22 protein-coding genes are annotated in these 18,711 nt (G+C 68.2%); 12 read left to right on the top strand and 10 right to left on the bottom strand.

From position 1 onward, the window contains the following. Positions 1-56 precede the first annotated feature (56 nt). The 3 genes from V5F89_RS03400 to V5F89_RS03390 are packed head-to-tail and all read left to right on the top strand — an operon-like array spanning position 57 to position 3,102. Positions 57-1,412 carry a M48 family metalloprotease gene (locus V5F89_RS03400; protein WP_338446852.1) on the top strand — a complete coding sequence of 452 codons (1,356 nt, stop codon included), beginning with the start codon at positions 57-59 and terminating at the stop codon, positions 1,410-1,412. Positions 1,413-1,423: 11 nt separating this feature from the next. Beyond that, positions 1,424-2,122 (top strand): DsbA family protein, encoded by a 699-nt coding sequence (locus V5F89_RS03395; RefSeq protein ID WP_338446851.1) that lies wholly within the window; start codon positions 1,424-1,426, stop codon positions 2,120-2,122. Continuing rightward, positions 2,119-3,102 (top strand): M48 family metallopeptidase, encoded by a 984-nt coding sequence (locus tag V5F89_RS03390; protein WP_338446850.1) that lies wholly within the window; start codon positions 2,119-2,121, stop codon positions 3,100-3,102. The genes V5F89_RS03395 and V5F89_RS03390 overlap by 4 nt, the downstream gene beginning before the upstream one ends. A gap of 34 nt (positions 3,103-3,136) precedes the next feature. On the opposite strand, the gene V5F89_RS03385 is transcribed toward V5F89_RS03390, so the two are convergent. Beyond that, entirely contained in the window at positions 3,137-3,736 is a 600-nt protein-coding gene (locus V5F89_RS03385) for an HD domain-containing protein (protein ID WP_338446849.1), read from the bottom strand. Positions 3,737-3,831: 95 nt separating this feature from the next. Here V5F89_RS03385 and V5F89_RS03380 point away from each other — a divergent pair, with 95 nt between their 5' ends. The 4 genes from V5F89_RS03380 (at position 3,832) to V5F89_RS03365 (ending at position 7,524) form a co-directional block, all read left to right on the top strand. Continuing rightward, positions 3,832-5,043, top strand: coding sequence for a sensor histidine kinase (locus tag V5F89_RS03380; RefSeq protein WP_338446848.1), 1,212 nt, complete (start codon positions 3,832-3,834; stop codon positions 5,041-5,043). Beyond that, entirely contained in the window at positions 5,040-5,837 is a 798-nt protein-coding gene (locus V5F89_RS03375) for a LytTR family DNA-binding domain-containing protein (RefSeq protein WP_338446847.1), read from the top strand. Before V5F89_RS03380 ends, V5F89_RS03375 begins: the two co-directional genes overlap by 4 nt. 119 nt (positions 5,838-5,956) lie before the next feature. Next, complete coding sequence (gene nadC, locus V5F89_RS03370) at positions 5,957-6,820, top strand: carboxylating nicotinate-nucleotide diphosphorylase (protein WP_338446846.1); 864 nt, start codon at positions 5,957-5,959, stop codon at positions 6,818-6,820. Further along, the gene (locus V5F89_RS03365) at positions 6,817-7,524 is read left to right on the top strand and encodes a ribonuclease T2 family protein (RefSeq protein WP_338446845.1); all 708 of its coding nucleotides are present in this window, start codon (positions 6,817-6,819) and stop codon (positions 7,522-7,524) included. Before nadC ends, V5F89_RS03365 begins: the two co-directional genes overlap by 4 nt. Position 7,525: 1 nt before the next feature. Here V5F89_RS03365 and tadA read toward each other — a convergent pair whose 3' ends face one another. Next, positions 7,526-7,981, bottom strand: coding sequence for a tRNA adenosine(34) deaminase TadA (tadA, locus tag V5F89_RS03360; protein ID WP_338446844.1), 456 nt, complete (start codon positions 7,979-7,981; stop codon positions 7,526-7,528). A 133-nt stretch (positions 7,982-8,114) separates the two neighbouring features. Between tadA and rpmB the strand changes: the two genes are divergently transcribed. Next, positions 8,115-8,402 (top strand): 50S ribosomal protein L28, encoded by a 288-nt coding sequence (rpmB, locus tag V5F89_RS03355; RefSeq protein WP_119514216.1) that lies wholly within the window; start codon positions 8,115-8,117, stop codon positions 8,400-8,402. Between the two features lie 117 nt (positions 8,403-8,519). Here the strand turns inward: rpmB and V5F89_RS03350 are convergent, their stop codons facing one another. From V5F89_RS03350 to xseA, 4 genes are read right to left on the bottom strand one after another with little or no spacing between them, the layout of a single operon-like run. Further along, a complete protein-coding gene (locus V5F89_RS03350) occupies positions 8,520-9,515 on the bottom strand; it encodes an esterase-like activity of phytase family protein (protein WP_338446843.1) in 996 nt (331 codons plus the stop codon). Positions 9,516-9,531: 16 nt separating this feature from the next. Next, positions 9,532-10,482 (bottom strand): M23 family metallopeptidase, encoded by a 951-nt coding sequence (locus tag V5F89_RS03345; RefSeq protein ID WP_338446842.1) that lies wholly within the window; start codon positions 10,480-10,482, stop codon positions 9,532-9,534. Then, a complete protein-coding gene (locus tag V5F89_RS03340) occupies positions 10,479-10,685 on the bottom strand; it encodes a DUF2093 domain-containing protein (protein WP_338446841.1) in 207 nt (68 codons plus the stop codon). Before V5F89_RS03340 ends, V5F89_RS03345 begins: the two co-directional genes overlap by 4 nt. Positions 10,686-10,703: 18 nt before the next feature. Further along, positions 10,704-12,212: an exodeoxyribonuclease VII large subunit gene (xseA, locus tag V5F89_RS03335; protein WP_338446840.1), complete on the bottom strand. Its 1,509-nt coding sequence runs from the start codon at positions 12,210-12,212 to the stop codon at positions 10,704-10,706. On the opposite strand from xseA, the gene purD reads away from it, so the two are divergent. After that, the gene (gene purD, locus V5F89_RS03330; RefSeq protein WP_338446839.1) at positions 12,211-13,503 is read left to right on the top strand and encodes a phosphoribosylamine--glycine ligase; all 1,293 of its coding nucleotides are present in this window, start codon (positions 12,211-12,213) and stop codon (positions 13,501-13,503) included. The two genes, xseA and purD, sit on opposite strands and share 2 nt — an antisense overlap. Before the next feature lie 6 nt (positions 13,504-13,509). On the opposite strand, the gene V5F89_RS03325 is transcribed toward purD, so the two are convergent. Then, positions 13,510-14,451: an adenosine kinase gene (locus V5F89_RS03325; protein WP_338447503.1), complete on the bottom strand. Its 942-nt coding sequence runs from the start codon at positions 14,449-14,451 to the stop codon at positions 13,510-13,512. Positions 14,452-14,641: 190 nt separating this feature from the next. Here V5F89_RS03325 and V5F89_RS03320 point away from each other — a divergent pair, with 190 nt between their 5' ends. From V5F89_RS03320 to V5F89_RS03310, 3 genes are all read left to right on the top strand, one after another. After that, positions 14,642-15,349: an EI24 domain-containing protein gene (locus tag V5F89_RS03320; protein WP_338446838.1), complete on the top strand. Its 708-nt coding sequence runs from the start codon at positions 14,642-14,644 to the stop codon at positions 15,347-15,349. Further along, positions 15,327-15,770 carry a hypothetical protein gene (locus tag V5F89_RS03315; protein WP_425334370.1) on the top strand — a complete coding sequence of 148 codons (444 nt, stop codon included), beginning with the start codon at positions 15,327-15,329 and terminating at the stop codon, positions 15,768-15,770. Before V5F89_RS03320 ends, V5F89_RS03315 begins: the two co-directional genes overlap by 23 nt. 83 nt (positions 15,771-15,853) lie before the next feature. Further along, entirely contained in the window at positions 15,854-16,555 is a 702-nt protein-coding gene (locus V5F89_RS03310; protein ID WP_338446837.1) for a hypothetical protein, read from the top strand. Between the two features lie 86 nt (positions 16,556-16,641). Here V5F89_RS03310 and V5F89_RS03305 read toward each other — a convergent pair whose 3' ends face one another. Genes V5F89_RS03305 through V5F89_RS03295 form a run of 3 tightly spaced genes read right to left on the bottom strand, consistent with a single transcriptional unit; the run spans position 16,642 to position 18,709 of the window. Beyond that, the gene (locus tag V5F89_RS03305) at positions 16,642-17,001 is read right to left on the bottom strand and encodes an iron-sulfur cluster assembly accessory protein (RefSeq protein ID WP_338446836.1); all 360 of its coding nucleotides are present in this window, start codon (positions 16,999-17,001) and stop codon (positions 16,642-16,644) included. After that, positions 17,001-17,522 carry an SUF system Fe-S cluster assembly protein gene (locus tag V5F89_RS03300; RefSeq protein ID WP_338446835.1) on the bottom strand — a complete coding sequence of 174 codons (522 nt, stop codon included), beginning with the start codon at positions 17,520-17,522 and terminating at the stop codon, positions 17,001-17,003. Before V5F89_RS03300 ends, V5F89_RS03305 begins: the two co-directional genes overlap by 1 nt. After that, complete coding sequence (locus V5F89_RS03295) at positions 17,519-18,709, bottom strand: cysteine desulfurase (protein ID WP_338446834.1); 1,191 nt, start codon at positions 18,707-18,709, stop codon at positions 17,519-17,521. Before V5F89_RS03295 ends, V5F89_RS03300 begins: the two co-directional genes overlap by 4 nt. Between the last annotated feature and the right edge of the window lie 2 nt (positions 18,710-18,711).

The raw sequence follows: 18,711 nt of genomic DNA, 5'->3' as shown, positions 1-18,711 counted from the left end.
CATTCGAACATTTCTTCATTGGCGGTTCAGCCGCCAAACCGCTAGCAAGGGGGGCAATGCGCCTCCTCGCCCGAATCCTCGCACTCGTGGCCGCGCTGTCGCTGGCTGCACAGCCCGTGGCGGCGCAGTCGATCCTGCGCGATGCCGAGACCGAGGCCCTACTCGACGAGATGGCCGCGCCGCTGATCGAGGCGGCCGGGCTTCAGCCGGGCAATGTCGACATCGTCCTCATCAACGACAGCTCGATCAACGCCTTCGTCGCCGGCGGGCAGGCAGTCTATATCCACACCGGCCTGATCGACGCGGCAGACACCGCCAACGAGGTTCAGGGCGTGATTGCGCACGAGTTGGGCCATATCACCGGCGGCCACATCATCCGCCATGCCGAAGGCGCCAGCGCGGCGACGAATATCTCGCTGCTGTCGCTGCTCCTCGGGGTCGGCGCGGCGCTGGCAGGCGCCGGCGAAGCGGCCATGGGCGTGATGATGGCCGGCCAGCAGGCCGCGCTGGGCAAGTATCTCGCTTTCAGCCGCGTGCAGGAATCCTCTGCCGACGCGGCGGGCGCGGAGTATCTGTCGAAAGCCGGCATTTCGGGCCGCGGGTCGCTGGCCTTTTTCGCCAAGCTGCAAAACCAGGAATTCCGTTACGGCTACAGCCAGAGCGACGAGGCCGGCTTCGCCCGCACCCACCCGCTTTCGGGCGACCGCATCGCCCGCCTGCGCGAGGTCTATCACGCCGACCCGGCCTGGGAAGCGCCGGACGATGCGGAGCTTCAGCGCCGGTTCGAACGCGTAAAGGCCAAGCTGTTCGGATATCAGAAGACACCGCAGCGCACCTTGCAGGCCTATCCCGAAACGATGACCGACATTCCGGCGCGCTACGCCCGCGCCTATGCCTGGCACAAGGACGCGCAGATGGACCGCGCGCTGGCCGAAACGGACGCCCTTCTCGCCATTGCGCCGAACGATCCCTACTTCCTCGAACTCAAGGGTCAGATCCTGCTCGAATCGGGGCAGCCGCAAGCTGCGCTGGAGCCGCTGCGCCGAGCGAGCGAACTGACCCGCAACCAGCCACTGATCGCATCGATGTTCGGCCATGCGCTGATCGCGACCGAGGACCAGGCGCATTTCGAGGAAGCCGAACGGATCCTGCGCGCCGCGGTCGCGCGCGACCGGCTCAATCCCTTTGCCTGGTACCAGCTGGGCGTGGTCTATGCCGCGCGCGGCGACATGCCGCGGGCGCGCCTGGCAAGCGCGGAACAGCAGGTGATGAGCCGGCAATACGCCATGGCCATTCGCAGCGCGCAGGCGGCCGAGGCGGGTCTGCCCGAGGGGTCGCCGGACTGGATCCGGGCGCAGGATATCGCCCTGCAGGCGCGTGCAGCGCTTGAACGCGAGCGGGAGCGCCGGTAGCGCCCCTGCCCATGACGAGACGCGATCATATCGTCGCCGCGGCCCTCGCGCTGGTATTCGGCTTTGCCGGTGCGGCGCTGTGGTCGTGGAGCGGCCTCGGCGACGCGCGGACGCGCGCCTACCTGCTCGACAACCCGGACATTCTGCCCGAAATGGCCGAACGCTATCAGGCGCGCGAGGCCGAGGGGAAGCTGGCCGATCTCGCCGACGAAGTCGCGACTCCCTTTCCCGGCGCCGTTCTGGGCAATCCCGAAGGAACCGTGACGCTGGTCGAATTCACCGACTATGGCTGCACCTACTGCCGGATGAGCCGGTCCGACGTGGCGCGGCTGGTCGAAGCGAACCCCGATCTGCGGGTGGTGGTGCGCGAATGGCCCATCTTCCAGGGCAGCGAAGCCGCCGCGCGCATGGCGCTGGCCGCCGCCGAACAGGGCAAGTTCGCCGCTTTTCACGAGGCCATGTTCGAACTCGGCCCGCCCGAAGAGACAAGCATTGCCCGCGCGGCGCAGGCCGCGGGGCTCGACATGGCCGCGGCGAAAGCCTTCGCCGGGTCGGAGAAGGTGTCTTTCGAACTGGCGAAGAACATGGATTTCGCGCGGAAGCTCGGCTTCTCCGGCACGCCGAGCTGGGTGATCGGCGGCCAGGTTTTCGAAGGGGCGATCGGCTACGACGGGTTGAAGGAGGCCGTGGCCGCGGCGCGCGGATCGTGACGTGCCGCGCGGCAGCGGGGGCGCTGCTGGCCGCGCTTCTCGCCCTGCCCTCTGCCGCCGCTTCGCAACCGGCGCCGCGCGGCATCGCCGCCTCCCCTGACCCCCTGGCCGCGGATCTGGCAGCGCTGCGCCAGGCCGATAGACGGCTGCTTGCGATCGGCTGGCGGCTGACAACGGGCAATGCACCTTTTTGCCGCGAGGCGCGCCCGGCAATCGGCCTGCTCCTGCAGGACATCGCCGCTTATGCCGACCCCGCGGCGATCCGTGCCGCAAACGGCATCGCCGGTCCGGTCGCGGTGCAGGCGGTCGCACCGGGCTCCCCCGCCGAAACCGCGGGCCTGCGGCCCGACGACGGGATCGCGGCCATCGACGGGGCGGATCCCGCCGCGATCCCCGCCGGACCCGCGAACGACTGGCGCCGGCTGGCGCGGCTCCACCGCATGATCGAAACTTCGCTGGCCGCAAACGGCAGGGTCGAACTGACGCTGCACGACGGCAAGACGCTGGAGATTTCCGGCGTCGCTGCCTGTCCCGGCCGGTTCGAAGTCGTCGCGGGCAAGCGCGCGGTGGCCGATGGCACGCGCGTGGTGGTCGGTCGCGATTTCCCCGGGTTCGGTTACCGCGAGGACGAACTGGCCGCGGCGATCGCGCACGAGCTGGCGCACAACCTGCTCGGCCATCCCGAATGGCTTAATGCCCGGGGACGAAAACGGCGGGATATTCGTGCGACCGAGCGCGAGGCCGACCGTCTTATGCCCTGGCTGCTCGCCAATGCCGGTTACGACCCGCACGCGGCGCTGCGCTTCATGCAGCGATGGGGGCCGCGCCACGGGGGCGGCCTGTTCCGCAAGCGGACGCACGACGGCTGGGACGAGCGCGCGGAAACGATCGAGGCCGAAATCGCGCAGGTCGAAGCGCGCCTGGCGCAGGCGGGCGAGGCCGACTGGTCGCGATACTTCCGGCGCGCAATCCCCGATTAGCGGCGTTTTCGGCAAGGCCGAAGCGGCACCGGCGTCATTCGGCAGCTTCGGCAGGCTCTTCCAGGCGGTAGAGGCTTGCCAGCGGCCGAGCCATCACGCGGCGCACCATCGGTTCGAAGAAGGATAGCGGCTCGCTCTCGTAATCGGGATCGAAGGCGGCCTGATCGTATTTCTCGCAGAATTCGGCGCAGGCATCGAAATGCTCGTGCCCGCGAAACGCCTCGCGCGCATCGCGGTCCATGCCGAGATAGTGGAAATAGTAATATCCTTGGAAATGCCCGTGGTGCTTGCAGATCCAGTGCAGCTCGTCGCGCACGAACGGCGCGACAATGGCGGCGGCGACTTCGGGATGGTTATAGCTGCCCAGCGTGTCGCCGATGTCGTGCAACAGCGCCATCACGACATATTGCTCGTCGCGCCCATCGCGGTGCGCGCGGGTGGCGGTCTGCAGCGAATGCTCCAGTCGGCAGACCGGAAAGCCGCCGAAATCGCCCTTCAGCAAGCGCAAGTGGTCGAGCACGCGATCGGCCAGGCCGCGGGCGAAAGCGCGATATTCGCCGCCGATTATGGCCCAGTCCTGCGCCGTGCCCTCTTTCATTTCGCGAAACGTCGCGCGTTCGACCGTCTTGTCCATCTGTTCTCTCTCCCGGCGAGGCAGTTTAGCGCCTGCGGCGGCGGAGGGTCAAAACAATCTGACCAAATCGGCACAAATCGGCTAAGACCCCCGTCATGGCCATGCTGCCCTTCAGACCGACCCCGTTTTTCGAGGACAAGACGCGCGCGTTCTGGAACCTGCAGTTTGCAGGCTGGGGGGGCGCCCTGCTGCTCCGCGTTGTTTCGGGGGCGATCAACGCGCTCGATTTCTCGTTCTTCGTGATCGTCGTGATCGAAACGATCGCCGGCTTTTCGATAAGCCTGATCCTGTCGGTGCTCTATCGCGAGTTGATCAATCGCCGTCCGCTGGTGACCTGGGGGCTTTCGACGCTGGCGCTGGCGCTGGCGGTTCTGGCTTTCGCCTCGATCGGGGTCTGGGCCAAGAGCTTGACCCTGCCCGAAAGCGAGGCCGGGTTCACGGCCTTGCTGATCGCTTACCTGATCTATCCGCTGACACTGCTCGGCACCTGGTCGGCGCTCTATTATGCGATCAATTTCTTTCTTCAGATCGAAGAGCAGGCGGACCGGCTGGAACGGCTGGAAGCCCAGGCCACCGGCGCGCAGCTGGCAATGCTGCGGTACCAGCTGAACCCGCATTTCCTGTTCAACACGCTCAATTCGATCAGCACGCTCGTGCTTCTCAAGCAGACGGAGCCGGCCAATGCCATGCTGACCCGGCTATCCTCGTTCCTGCGCCATACGCTGATCAGCCAGCCCGGCGGCAAAGTCACGCTGGCGCAGGAAATCGACACGCTGAAACTCTATCTCGGGATCGAACGCATGCGGTTCGAGGAACGACTGCGAACCGAATTCGCGATCGAGCCCGCCGCGGCGCAAGGGTGCCTGCCTTCGATGCTGCTCCAGCCGCTGGTCGAAAACGCGATCAAGTACGCGGTTTCGCCGCAGGAGGAAGGCGCGCGAATCAGCGTTACGGCTCGGCTCGTCGGAAACCGTCTGCGCATCGCCGTTTCCGACACCGGGCCGGGCTTGCAACACAGCCCGATGCGCCCCAGCCTGCCACTCGCACTTTCTGGCGACGGGCAGGCGGTCTCGACCGGGGTCGGCCTCGCCAATATAAGGAACCGGCTTGCGCAGGCCTATGGCGACGACCATGTGTTCGAGATCCGCACCCCGCCCGAGGGCGGCTTCACCGTGATTATCGAGATCCCCTACGAGCCTGCCGCCAGCGCGGAACCCGCCGCGTCCCGCCAGCGTATCTCCGAACAATCGATATCCCCCTCTGCCGCATCGCCGATGGCGAAGCGGCCAATCGGAACCGAAACATGACCATTCGCACCATTATCGTCGACGACGAGAAGCTCGCCATTCAAGGCCTCCAGGTCCGCCTGGAGCCTTTCGAGGATGTCGAGGTCATCGATACTTGCGCCAACGGCCGCGAGGCGATCCGCAAGATCAAGACGGAAAAGCCCGATCTCGTCTTCCTCGATATCCAGATGCCCGGGTTCGACGGCTTCTCGGTGGTCAAGGGCGTGATGGAGATCGAGCCGCCGCTGTTCGTTTTCGTCACCGCGTTTCAGGAACATGCGATCCGCGCGTTCGAGGCCAATGCGGTCAATTACCTGATGAAGCCGGTCGACCCGGACAAGCTGGCCGACACGATCGAGCGCGTCCGCCTGCGCTTGTCCGAAAAACGCTCCGCCGAGGAAGCGGAGAAGCTGCTCAACGTGCTGAGCGAGGTCGCCCCCGACGCGGCGGAAGAGTTCGTCGACAGCGAAAGCGAAGCGAGCGACCGGTTCGAAAAGCTCATCAATGTGAAGGACCGGGGCCAGATCTTCCGGGTCGAGGTGAGTTCGATCGAGCATATCGAGGCCGCCGGCGACTATATGTGCATATACACCGGCGACAACTCGCTGATTCTGCGCGAGACGATGAAAGACCTGGAACGTCGGCTCGACCCGCGCAAGTTCCAGCGCGTACATCGCTCGACCATCGTCAATCTCGACCAGGTGCGCCAGGTCCGGCCGCACACCAACGGGGAATGCTTTCTCGTTCTCGACAGCGGCGCCGAGGTGAAAGTGAGCCGGAGCTATCGCGACGTGGTCGCGCGTTTCGTGCATTAGGCTGGCGCGTGCAGGGCGCCTCATCACGCCGCTGGCACGCTTCTCCGCCTCGTCGTGCACGTCAGCGCTGGGATCGGTGACGGCTTGAGGCGGCCGATAGAATCCGCCACACCCGTTGCATGACGCAATTCTCCCTGCCCGGCTTCGATCTCGACCGTTTCGTCCGCGACACGCTGGCGGAAGACCTTGGCGAGGGGCTGTCAGGCGGCGGGCGGGACGTGACCAGCGAAAGCGTGATCCCCGCCCATGCGCGGTTCGCGGGTGTCATGGATACGCGCGACCCGATCGTCGTGGCCGGGCTGCCGGTCGCCGCCGCCTTCTTTCGCGCGCTCGATCCGGGAATCGGAATCGAGATCCTGGCGGAGGAAGGGGCGCATGTACCGGCGGGCACCGACATCATGCGGCTTTCGGGCAATGCGCGCGCCATGCTCACCGCCGAACGCAGCGCGCTCAACACCGTCCAGCACCTTTCGGGCATCGCGACGATGACGCGGGCCTATGTCGATGCGATGGCGAACCCGGGCTGCACCCTGCTCGATACGCGCAAGACCCTGCCCGGGCTGCGCGTGCTCGAAAAGTATGCCACGCGGCAGGGAGGCGCAGCGAACCACCGCATGGGGTTATGGGATGCCGCGATGATCAAGGACAATCACGTGCTCGTGGCGGGCAGCGTGGACGAGGCGGTGCGCCGCGCGGTCGCCGCAGGGGTGACCGAGATCATTTGCGAAGTCGACCGGCTCGACCAGATCGAGCCGGCACTGGCGGCGGGCGCCACGCGCCTGCTGCTCGACAATATGGACCCGCCGACACTGCGCGAGGCGGTCGCCATCGTCGCCGGACGCGTACCGACCGAGGCGAGCGGCGGGATCGACCTGTCGACCATCGCGGCGAAGGCGGCAACCGGGGTCGACTACGTCTCGGTCGGCCGGCTGACCCAGAGCGCGCCGGCCGCCGACATCGGGCTGGATTTCACGCCGCTGTGAAGGCCGCGCCCGCCCTCGCCCTCACCCTCGCGGTGCTGGCAACAGGGGGCGCGGCCCATGCCCAGGCTTACCAGTGCCGCGTGCCGCGCGCGGTTTCGGTGCCCGAAATCCGGCCCGACGGCCCGGCCCGCCAGGTGCCGGTAACCGGCTATACGCTCGCGCTCTCGTGGTCGCCCGAATTCTGCAAGGGGCGAGAGGGCCAGGCGCGCCACCGCGTGCAATGTTCCGGCCGCAACGGACGCTTCGGCTTCGTGGTCCACGGGCTATGGCCCGAAGGACGCACGACCTGGCCGCAGTGGTGCCCGACCGCGCGCCGTCTCTCGCCGGCGGAGGTGCGGCGCAACCTGTGCCTCGCCCCCGGCGCGGCATTGCTGGCCCGGCAATGGGCCAAGCATGGAAGCTGCATGGTCCGCCGGCCGGAAACCTATTTCCGCGTGACCCGCATCCTGTGGGAATCGCTGCATTTTCCCGACATGGACCGCCTTTCGCGCGATCGAACGCTGACAGTGGGCAAGATTCGCGAGACGTTCCTCCTCGCCAACCGCGGCTGGCGCGCCGACGCGGTCGGCATCAAGCTCAACCGACGCGGCTGGCTGGAGGAATTGCGGCTCTGCTACGGCAAGGACTTTCGCCCCGCGAAATGCGATCGCGCCCGATACGGAGCAAAAGATGCCGCACGAGTGAAGGTCTGGCGCGGCCTGTGACTCACCGCCGCGCGCGGAAGAACTCACGCAGCAGCCCGGCCGCCTCGGCCTCGCCGATTCCGGTGTAGACCTCGGGCCGGTGCAGGCATTGCGGATGGTCGAACACGCGTGCCCCGTGCTCGACCGCTCCGCCTTTCGGATCGGGCGCGGCGTAATAGAGACGGGCAATCCGCGCGTGAACGATCGCCCCGGCGCACATCGCACAAGGTTCCAGCGTGACATAGAGATCGCACCCCTTCAGTCGCTCGTCGCCGATCGCCGCGGCGGCCGCGCGAATCGCCGCGATTTCGGCATGGGCGGTGGGATCGTGGGTCCCGCGCGGGGCGTTGCGCCCTTCCCCGATCACTTCGCCCGCGCGGGCGACGACCGCGCCAACGGGGACTTCGCCCCGGTCCGCAGCCGCCCGCGCCAGCGCCAGCGCGCGCGCCATGGGATCGGGGATCGGCCAGCGGGTCATGTCCCCGCCCCGCTACGCGCTTGCGCCGCCCGCCGCAACGCGCTTGACGATTCGCCCCTGCCCGGCTAAGCGCGCCGCTTTCCGGGAACGGGCATGCCCGGTTCCCAAGCAGCCAAGAACGAGAGATTTTCCCATGTCGCGCATTTGCGAACTGACCGGCAAGGGCCGCCAGGTCGGCCACAACGTGAGCCACGCCAACAACAAGACCAAGCGTGTCTTCCTGCCGAACCTGCAGCACGTCACGCTGATGAGCGAGAAGCTCGATCGCAGCTTCAAGTTCCGCGTCTCGACGCACGGTCTGCGCTCGGTGGAGCACAACGGCGGGCTCGACAACTGGCTGCTCAAGACCGGCGACGAGAAGCTCAGCGCGCGCGCGCTCAAGGTCAAGCGCGAGCTGAAGAAGGCGCAGACCGCCGCCTGATCGCGCGGCCCCCGGGGTTGCCCGGACGAGCAGAAAAGGGCGTGCGGAGCGATCCGCGCGCCCTTTTGCTTGTCCGCCAACTCCCGGCCTCCGCTGCCGAATCGAAGTATGGCCGGATCAAAGGCGTGCCGGATCGACCTCCAGCCGATAGAGCAAGGTGCGCTGGAGCACGCCGCGATTGTCGTCGCTGATCAGCCAGACCGTAACCGAACCGTCGGATCGCGGAACCACGGCCAGCCCTTCGAAATTGTCCGCCGGCAAGGGCGCGGCAATCGCGGCCACTTCCCGCCCGCGCCAGATTCGGCCGGGGCGAATCGCGGCCGGATCGGCGATCGCTATGGTCGTGGCAAACGCATAGGGCAGGCCGATCGTCACCCGGCGATGGAGGATCAGGACGCGTCCGTCGGGCAGGGCGGCGGCGTCGGACGGACGATATCCTTCGGGCGCGGCATAACGGAACGCGATCGGTTCGCCCCCCTCGACCGGATCGCCGGGGAACAGGAGCGCGGCAGTGGTCGATCCGGCAGTGGGCGCGCCTTCCTCGATCGCGAGAAAGCGCCCGTCGGGCAGCCGTGCCAGCGATTCGGGCCCGCCATTGCCCGACCAGCGGCGCATGGCGGACGGAGCATGCCCCTCGCCGTGGCGCAGCGCCGGATCGAAGCGAACGATCGTGTTGCTGCCCTCGTATGCCGCCCATATCCGCGCGGCGCCGGGCGCGGCGGTCAGCGCCTCGACATCGACCGCGTTCTTGCGCGCGTGGACGCTGCCGCCGATGGCCCCGAACTCGGGCGCCCGGGACGCCGCCCGCGGGGCGGCACCGGGCGGTGCAAAGCGCAGAAAGCGTCCATGGTCGCTGGCCGCGAGCAGGCGCCCGTCGGGCAGCGCCACCAGCGCCGAATAGCCGCCGAAGTGGCTGTTGGGGCTGCGCAGTTGCCACACCCCGGCAATTTCGAAACGGCCCGCTTGCCCCGATCCGGCATCGAGCGGATCGATCGTCAGGATCGGGCGATAATCGGGTTCGGGCAGCGGCGAACGCAACCAGGTGCCCGGCGCGGCAAGCACGGCGACGAAAAGCGCCGCGATACGGCGGACGGTTACGGAACGCAGGGCCATCGCGTCGGCCGGCGGCTCAGGGCATCGGGCCGAGGAACAGCAGCGGGTCGAGGCGGGCGTCGCGCCACTTGATGCTCCAGTGCAGGTGCGGCCCGGTCGCGCGCCCGCTCGAACCGATATTGCCGATATACTGCCCGCGCCGCACCACCTGCCCTTCCGCCACCGCGATGCGCGACAGATGGAGGAAGGCGCTGTTCAGCCCTTGCCCGTGATCGATGATCAAGAGGTTGCCCTCGAGGCTGAACGGTCGCTCGGTCGCGAGCACGACCACGCCGTCTGCGGGCGCGACGAAAGGGGTGCCGCTCTCGCCGGTCGCGATGTCGAGGCCGGAATGATAACTGCCCGGCTCGCCGCGATAGATGCGCTGCGAGCCGAACCGGCCCGAAATGCGGCCCGTCACCGGCCACATGAAATCCTGCCGCCAGCCGGCAATGTCCGATTCGATCGCGCGCGCGGCCGCGATCCGCGCCAGCTCCGGGCGGCGAATCTTCATGAACGCCTCGCTCGGCCCGCCGGTGCGGCGCGCGATATTGACGTGTTCGATATTCCAGTCGCGCGGGGCAATCGCGATCGGGCTTTCGATCGTCCGTCCGTCCGCCAGTTGCGCGCTCAGCGTCGCGCGCGATCCCGCGTCGCGATCGAAGGCGGCGAAGAAGCGCCCTTCTGCGTCGAGCACGACCGGTTGGTCGTTCAGCGAAACCGAAACCGCTCCCGCCGGCGCCTGTCCGCGGATCCAGCCGCCTTGCGTGGTTTCCCCCTCGAACAGGAACGTCGTCGGCCCGGGCGTGCGCGCGATATCGGGCGCGGGCGCGGGAGAAGGCGGCGGAGAAGGGGGATTGGCCGGAACCGGGGCCGGCACGGGCTGAACCACTTCGTCGGGCATGCCGGGCGAGGGGATGCAGCTCGCCAGCGCGAGCATCGCGGCCGCGCCGCCCGACAGGCGCACCGGGAAAGGCCGCCCGCTCATTCGCCCTGCGTCATGCGGCGAGTGGCGATTTCCGCGCTGGCGTAGGCTTCCTGCCGCTCGACGCTCCAGTATCGCAGCTCTTCCAGCGGAATCGCCTCCCCGGTCACGGCGCAGAACACGTATTGGCCCGCGCGCAGAACGCGAAAGCCGTTGGGGCCATAAGCAAGTTTCGCCTCGCCGCCGCTACCGGAATTCATCAACATGGTCATCGCCCTAGCAAGTCATTCGCGGCCGAACAAATCCTCCTGCCGCGGCGCCTTTCCGTCCGCAGGTGCGGACGTGCGCTTCGCCGTTCTGGACGCGGCCGCTTTGCCCGGGGCTGAACCGGATGGCGCGACCCGCAACGCGCCGTCGGCGAATTCGATCTCCAGCGAAGGCTCGGCAGCGGCGGCAGCGCGCGAACGGACCAGCTGGCCCCGATGATCCTTGACCAGGACGAACCCGCGCGCCAGCGGCGCCTTGGGATCGAGCGAGAGATAAAGCCGCTCGAACGCCGCGAACCGCTCGCGCTCGCGCTGGAGGCGGAGCGTCGCGAGCAGGGGAGTGAGGCGCTGGCCTTCCAGCCGCCGGCGCGCGTCGCGCAAGCCCCGCTGGAGCACCGTCGGCGAAAGGCGCAGTTCGGAAAGCTTTTCCCGCCCCCGGCCCGCCCGGTCGCCCAGCGCGCGCCGCAGGCGTTCGGCCAGGTCGTCGAGCTTCTGCGCCTGGGGCTGGAGCAGCGCCTCCGCCCTGGGAAGGCGCTGCGCCCGCGCCTCCAGCCGTTCGCGCCCCATTGCCACCGGCCGCAGGATCGCCCGCCGCTTGCGCGCGGCATAATCGGCCACCGCCGCCACCAGCTCCCCGCGCACCGGCACGGCAATCTCGGCCGCCGCGGTGGGTGTGGGGGCGCGGCGATCGGCCGCATGATCGGCCAGGGTCGTATCGGTCTCGTGACCGACGGCCGAAATCACCGGGATCGGGCTTTCGGCTATCGCGCGGACCACGATCTCCTCGTTGAAGGCCCACAGGTCCTCGATCGAGCCGCCGCCGCGCGCGACGATCAGCAGATCGGGGCGCGGCACCGCGCTGCCCCCTGAGCCGGCCGGATCGAGTGCGCCGAACCCGCGCACCGCCGTCGCCACCTGCTCGGCCGCGCCCTGCCCCTGGACCAGCACCGGCCAGACGACGACATGGCTGGGAAACCGGTCCGCCAGGCGATGCAGGATGTCGCGAATCACCGCCCCGGTGGGGCTCGTCACCACCCCGATCGTCCGCGGCAGGAACGGCAGGGCCCGTTTCCGCTCGGGCGCGAACAGCCCCTCTGCGGCGAGCCGCGCGCGCGTCTTTTCCAGCAGCGCGAGCAAGGCCCCCTCGCCCGCGATTTCGAGGCTGTCGATAACGATCTGGTACTTCGAACGGCCGGGATAAGTCGTCAGCTTGCCCGACGCGACGACCTCCAGCCCGTCCTCCGGCGCGAACGTCAGCCGCTGTGCAGTGCCGCGCCACATGACCCCGTCGATCACCGCGCCTTCATCCTTCAGGCACAGATAGACATGGCCCGACGCGGCCCGCTTGACACCGGAAAGCTCGCCGCGCAGGCGGACGAAGCCGAAACGGTCCTCGACCGTCCGCTTGAGAAGGTTGGAAACCTCGGTAATCGAAAGCGGCTCGGCGTTGTCCCCTTGGCGCGAGCGCGCTACGAGCCCGCCACTGCCATCGTCTCTGCCACCATCGTCGAAATCTGGAGCGGCCATGAACATCCTTCTGCTGGGCTCGGGCGGGCGCGAACATGCGCTGGCGTGGAAGCTGGCGCAATCCCGCCTTCTCTCGCGTGCCGAGGATAAGTTCTACGCGGCCCCCGGCAACCCCGGCATTGCCGAACATGCCACTTGCGTGGCGCTGGATGCGGCCGATCACGGCGCAGTGATCGCGTTCTGCGACGAACACCGCATCGGCCTGGTGGTCGTGGGGCCGGAAGCGCCGCTGGTCGACGGCCTCGCCGATTCGCTGCGCGCCGAAGGCATTTCGGTCTTCGGACCGTCGAAAGCGGCCGCGCAGCTCGAAGGAAGCAAGGGCTTTACCAAGGATCTGTGCGAACGCGCGGGAATCCCCACCGCCGGCTACGTCCGCACTGCCTCGCTCGGCGAAGCGACTGCCGCGCTCGACCGGTTCGCCGCGCCTTACGTGCTCAAGGCCGACGGGCTCGCCGCCGGCAAGGGGGTGGTGATCGCGCAGACCCGCGGCGAGGCCGAAGCCGCGCTGGCCGACATGTTCGGCGGCCAGTTCGGCGAGGCCGGGGCCGAAGTCGTGATCGAGGAATTTCTCGAAGGCGAGGAGGCGAGCTTCTTCGCGCTTACCGACGGTGCCACGATCCTGCCCTGCGGCACCGCGCAGGATCACAAGCGCGTGGGCGATGGCGATACCGGGCCGAATACCGGCGGGATGGGCGCCTACAGCCCGGCAAAAGTGCTGACCCCCACGCTCCACGGCGAGGTTCTCAAGCGCATAATCGCGCCGACGGTGCGCGCAATGGCGGACGAAGGGATGCCTTACTCCGGCGTGCTCTATGCCGGCCTGATGCTCACCGAAGACGGCCCCAGGCTGATCGAGTACAATGCGCGGTTCGGCGATCCCGAATGCCAGGTGCTGATGATGCGGATGGAAAGCGATCTGGGCGAACTGATGCTCGCCTGCGCCGAAAACCGGCTCGGCACGTGCGACCCTGTGCAGCGCTCCCCCAAGACGGCGCTGACCGTGGTCATGGCCGCCAACGGCTATCCCGGCGCGCCTGAAAAAGGTGGCGCGATCGACCTCGGGGATGCCGAAGCCAGCGGCGCGAAAGTCTTCCACGCGGGCACCAGGCGCGCGGGCGACACGCTCGTCGCCAATGGCGGCCGGGTGCTCAACGTCACCGCGACGGGCGACAGCGTGACCGAGGCGCAGGCGGCGGCCTATCAGGCGGTCGACGCGATCGATTTTCCCACCGGCTTCTGCCGCCGCGATATCGGTTGGCGCGAGGTCGAGCGCGAACGCAGCGGCCGCTGAGGCGGGTTAGCCCAGCTTTTCGGCCATCAGCCGGGTCAGGTCGGCCTCGGTACGCGCGCCATAGTGCGAGATGATCTCGCAGGCGGCGATGGCGCCGCGGCGCAGGCACGTTTCCAGCGGTTCCCCGCGAACGTAGCCATAGAGAAAACCGGCGGCGAAGAGATCGCCCGCGCCGGTCGTGTCGACCACCTTGTCGATCGGCTCGGCCGGGACTTCGGCGCGTTCCCCCTCGTGAACCGCCACCGCACCCTCGGCGCTGCGGGTCACGACCAGGGTCGGCACTTTGTCGCGCAATGCGGCGATCCCGGCTTCCAGCCCTTCCTCCCCCGTCAATGCCGCGAGTTCGAGGTGATTGGCGAAGAGGATGTCGATCAGGCCGTCGTCGATCAGCGCCCGGAAATCGTCGCCGTGGCGCTCGATCACGAAGACTTCGGACAGGGTAAAGGCGACCTTGCGCCCGGCGGCCCGCGCCGCCTCGATCGCCCGGCGCATCGCGGCGCGCGGCTCTTCCGGGTCCCAGAGATAGCCTTCGAGGTAGAGGATCTTCGCCGCCGCGACCGCTTCGGCATCGAGAGTGGAAGGGGGCAGGAACTGGCTCGCGCCGAGGAACGTGTTCATCGTCCGCTGCGCGTCGGGCGTGACGAAGATCAGGCAGCGTGCGGTGGGGGGATCGTCTTGCCGCGCCGGCGTATCGAAATCGATCCCGACGGCGCGGATGTCGTGCGCGAAAACCGCGCCGAGCTGATCGTCGGCAACCTGGCCGATGAAGGCGCATTGCGCGCCGAGGGCGGAAAGGCCCGCCAGGGTGTTCGCCGCCGACCCGCCCGAGATTTCCCGCGCGGGGCCCATCGCCGAGTAAAGCTCTTCCGCGCGCGCGGCGTCGACCAGCGTCATTCCGCCCTTGGCCAGACCGAGTTCGTCGAGCAATTCCTCGCTGCAAGGCGCCATGACATCGACGATGGCATTGCCGATGGCGATCACGTCGTAGCGGGGTTCGTTGGTCTGCTGGGTCACGTGTGGTCCTGGAAAAGCCGCGAGAGGACCTTGCGCCTAGCCGCTGGCAGCCCTCGCGCCAAGGGTGCACCCTGCGGCTTTGCGATTGACTTGCCCCCGCGCCCCGCCCCATTTTCGCGCCACGATGTTCGCGCTCCTTTCCGCCCTCGGCCGCGCCGCCGGCCAGCTGACCGATCCGGCGATTCTGCGCGTTCTGGTCAAGTCGGTTGCGATCACGCTGGCCGTGTTCGTCGCCGCAGGCGTTGCCGCCGGCGTCGCGGTCGATGCCGCGCTCGACCGGTGGGATATCGCCGGCGGCGAAGGCGTGGGCGCCCTGGTGGGGCTGCTGCTCGCGCTCGTCGGGGGATGGCTGCTGTTTCGTCTCGTCGCATTGGCAGTGCTGCAGTTCTTCGCCGACGAGATCGTCGCCGCGGTGGAAGCGCGGCACTATCCCGATGCCCGGAAGACCGCGCGGGCGGTGCCCTGGCGCGAGGAGATGGGCACGAGCGCCCGCGCCACCTTGCGCGCGGTGCTGGCCAATCTCCTGGCTCTCGCGCTCGCCGTTCCGCTGGTGTTCACCGCGATCGGGCCGGCAATCGTGTTCTGGGCGGTCAACGCCTGGCTGCTCGGTCGCGAGCTGCAGGACCTGGCCTGGACGCGTCATCGCCAAGGGCCTGCGACCGCGAACGGTCCGCTCCACGCGGCCGAGCGGTTCCTACTCGGCGGCACGATCGCCGGCCTCCTGGCGGTGCCCTTCGTCAATCTTCTCGCGCCCGTCCTGGGCGCAGCCGCCGCCGTGCACCTCGTCCATCGCCGCAAGGAAACGTCCGTTGCCATTGCCAGTTCGTCCTAGATTCGTCGCATTCGCCCTGCTGCCGCTCCTCGGCGCATGCGCCACCGTCCCCGCGCCTTCGACAAGCGCGCCGGACCCGGCGCGCCCGGATGCGACGCGCCCGGCACCGCCGCCGACCCGGCCGCAACCGCCGTCTTCCGCCTTCCGCCCTCCGCGCGTTATGGACCTGCCGGGTCTCGAGGGGGTCATCGGCGCCGATGTCGAGGCCTTGCAGCGCGCTTTCGGGACGGCGCGGCTCGACGTGTGGGAGGGGGACGCGCGCAAGCTGCAGTTCACCGGCGATGCGTGCGTGCTCGACGTCTACCTCTATCCACTGCGGCCGGGGGCGCAGCCGACCGCGACGTATGTCGACGCGCGGCGGGCCTCGGACGGGCTCGATGTCGACCGGGCCGCCTGTGTTGCGGCATTGCGCCGCAGATAGGCGGCAGGCGGAGCGCTGCGGTAACCCCCTGTTTACGAAATCGGGTCGAAAATCGCCCCGTTCCGCATGGGAGGACCGACGCGATGACCATCGGGTTCACCGACCTGGCACGCTCCGCCGCGGCGGAAGGGGCGATCTCGCCCCCGTCGCTGCTCGCGCTGCGCCAGCTCGGGTGGAGCGATGGCGCCATCGGCCGGGACGAGGCCGAAGCGATCCTGGCGCTCAACCGTTCGTTGTGGCGGGCAAGCGGCGAATGGATCGACTTCTTCGTCGACGCGCTGTGCGAATTCGTGCTTCGCGAAAGCCATCCGCCGCAGACCTGCGACGCGGGCAAGGCGCAGTGGCTTGTCGGTGCGATCGAGGCCGGCGGAAAGCCTGTGACGATGGCGGAGCTCGAACTGCTCGTCCGGCTGATCGAACGCGCGCGTTCGGTTCCCGACAGCTTGCGAAGCTATGCCCTGCAGCAAATCGAAGCGGCGGTGATCGAAGGGTGCGGCCCGTCGCGCGTACGCCGGACTGGCGGCGTGCCGCATATCACCGGGGCCGAATGCCGTCTCGCCCGGCGAATCCTGTTCGCCACCGGCGGCAGAAGAGCGCCTGCCGTCTCGGAGCGGGCGGCGAAAACCTTGATCCGCATCCAGCACGCGACCCGGCCGGAGGACAATTCGCCGGAATGGCCGCTCTTGCTCGCCGATGCCGCCCGGGCCTGGCTGGGCCGGCCCCTGGGCGCGGATGAGACACCCCAGCGGGTGCTGGCGCGAGACCGCCAGGATCGCTTTCGGTGAAGAAGCGGTTCAGCCGTGCTGAGAACACGCCTTGGAGTCGTTTTCGGCAAGGCTGAAGCGGGCCGGGGCCGTCTCAACCAACAAGCCTAGACCATGAAGCTTTCGCCGCAGCCGCAGGCGCCCTTGGCATTGGGATTTTCGAACACGAACCCGGCGGTGAAATCGTCCTCTCGCCAATCCATCGTGCTGCCGATCAGATAGAGGACGCTGGCCCCGTCGATATAGAACGTGCCGCCCGGGGTTTCGATCTTCTCGTCGAACGCCTTTTCTTCGCTCACGTAATCGACCGAGTAGGCAAGGCCCGAACACCCGCGGCGCGGGGTCGACAGCTTCACCCCGATGGCGTCTTCCGGCGCCTGGGCCATAAGGTCTGCGATCCGCTGCTCGGCCGCCGCGGTCAGCACGACCGCGGCCTTCGGCGCGGGGCGGGTTTTCGTTTCGGCCATCACAACATCCCCAGTTCCAGGCGGGCCTCGTCGGTCATCTTTTCGGGGCCCCAGGGCGGGTCCCAGACGAGGTTGACTTCGGCATCGCGCACGCCGGGCACGCTTGCGGCGCGCAGCTCGACTTCGCCCGGCATCGTTTCGGCGACCGGGCAATGCGGCGTGGTCAGCGTCATCGTGACGACGACCCCGCCCTCGTCATCGACCTCGACGCCGTAGATCAGGCCCAGGTCGTAGATATTCACCGGAATCTCCGGGTCGTAGATTTCCTTCAGCGCGGCGACGACCGCCTCGTAGAGTTCGCCGCCCGGCGCGCCGCCCGGAAGGCTTTCCGGCTTCTTCTGCAGGAACCCTTCGAGATAGTCGCGCTTGCGCGACAGCGTCTCGCGCGCGGTTTCGTCCGCGCCCGGTTCCTCGACCGCATCGACCGCATCCTCCACCCGCGCGCGGGGCGGCTTCTCGACTGCCTCGTAAGGCGTCGGCGCGGCGACGTAGTCTCTCTTCTTCTCGTTCGCTTCGGTCATCCGAAGATCCTCCTGGTGCGATCGATCCCGCGCAACAGCGCTTCGAGGTCGTCCTCGTGCGAATAGAGGCCGAAGCTCGCCCGTGCTGTGGCCGGAACGCCCAGATGCGCCATCAACGGCTGCGCGCAATGGTGCCCGGCGCGGATCGCCACGTTTTCTTCATCCAATATGGTGCCCAAGTCGTGCGGATGAACCCCGTCCATCGCAAAACTGACGATGCCCGCGCTGTCCGGCGGGCCGAACACGGTCACGTCGTTCATCTCCCGCAGGCTTTCGCGAAGGCGTTCGACCAGCGTGCATTCGTGCGCGTGGATATGCTCGAGCCCGATCCGCTCGACATAGTCGCAGGCGGCGGCAAAGCCGATCGCCTCGACGATCGCCGGGGTCCCCGCCTCGAACCGCTGCGGCGGCGGGGCATACGTCGTCTTCTCGAACGCGACTTTCTCGATCATCGAACCGCCGCCCTGCCAGGGGGGCATGGCCTCCAGCAGCTCCGAGCGCGCCCAGAGCGCACCGATCCCGGTCGGTCCGTAGAGCTTGTGCGCGCTGAAGGCATAGAAATCGCAGCCGAGCGCGGCGACATCGACCGGCAGGCGCGGCACCGCCTGGCACCCGTCGATCAGCAGCTTCGCACCCACCGAATGCGCCAGCGCCGCCGCGCGCTCGACGTCGAGCGTCGAGCCGAGGACGTTGGAAACATGCGCGAATGCGACCATCGTGTGCTCGCGCGTCAGCATTGCCTCGGCCGCGTCGAGGTCGATCTTGCCGTCCAGAGTCAGCGGGCAGACGTCGACTTCCCACCCGGCCAGCTGCCACGGCACGATGTTCGAATGATGCTCGAGCGTGGAGAGCAACACGCGGCCCTTGTTCGGGTAGCTGTGGGCGACGAGGTTGATCGCCTCGGTCGCGCCGCGGGTGAAGACCAGCTCATCCTCCCGCCCGCCGACAAAGCCCGCGACCCGCCGCCGTGCCGCCTCGTAACCGAGCGTCATCTCGGCAGAACGCGAATAGACGCCGCGATGGACGGTGGCATAATCGGCGCCGATCGCCCGCGACACGGCATCGATCACGGCCTGCGGCTTTTGCGCCGTGGCTGCAGTGTCGAGGTAGTGCCATGGCTCGCCCCCGGGCGCGCGGAGGCCGGGAAAATCCTCGCGCACGCTGGCGATATCGAGAGTCGTCGCCACGC

This window comes from Pelagerythrobacter marensis, from assembly GCF_036700095.1.
Lineage (GTDB): Bacteria > Pseudomonadota > Alphaproteobacteria > Sphingomonadales > Sphingomonadaceae > Pelagerythrobacter > Pelagerythrobacter marensis_A.
The sequence above is the reverse complement of the archived record's forward strand: the minus strand, read 5'-3'. Positions and strand labels throughout refer to the sequence as shown.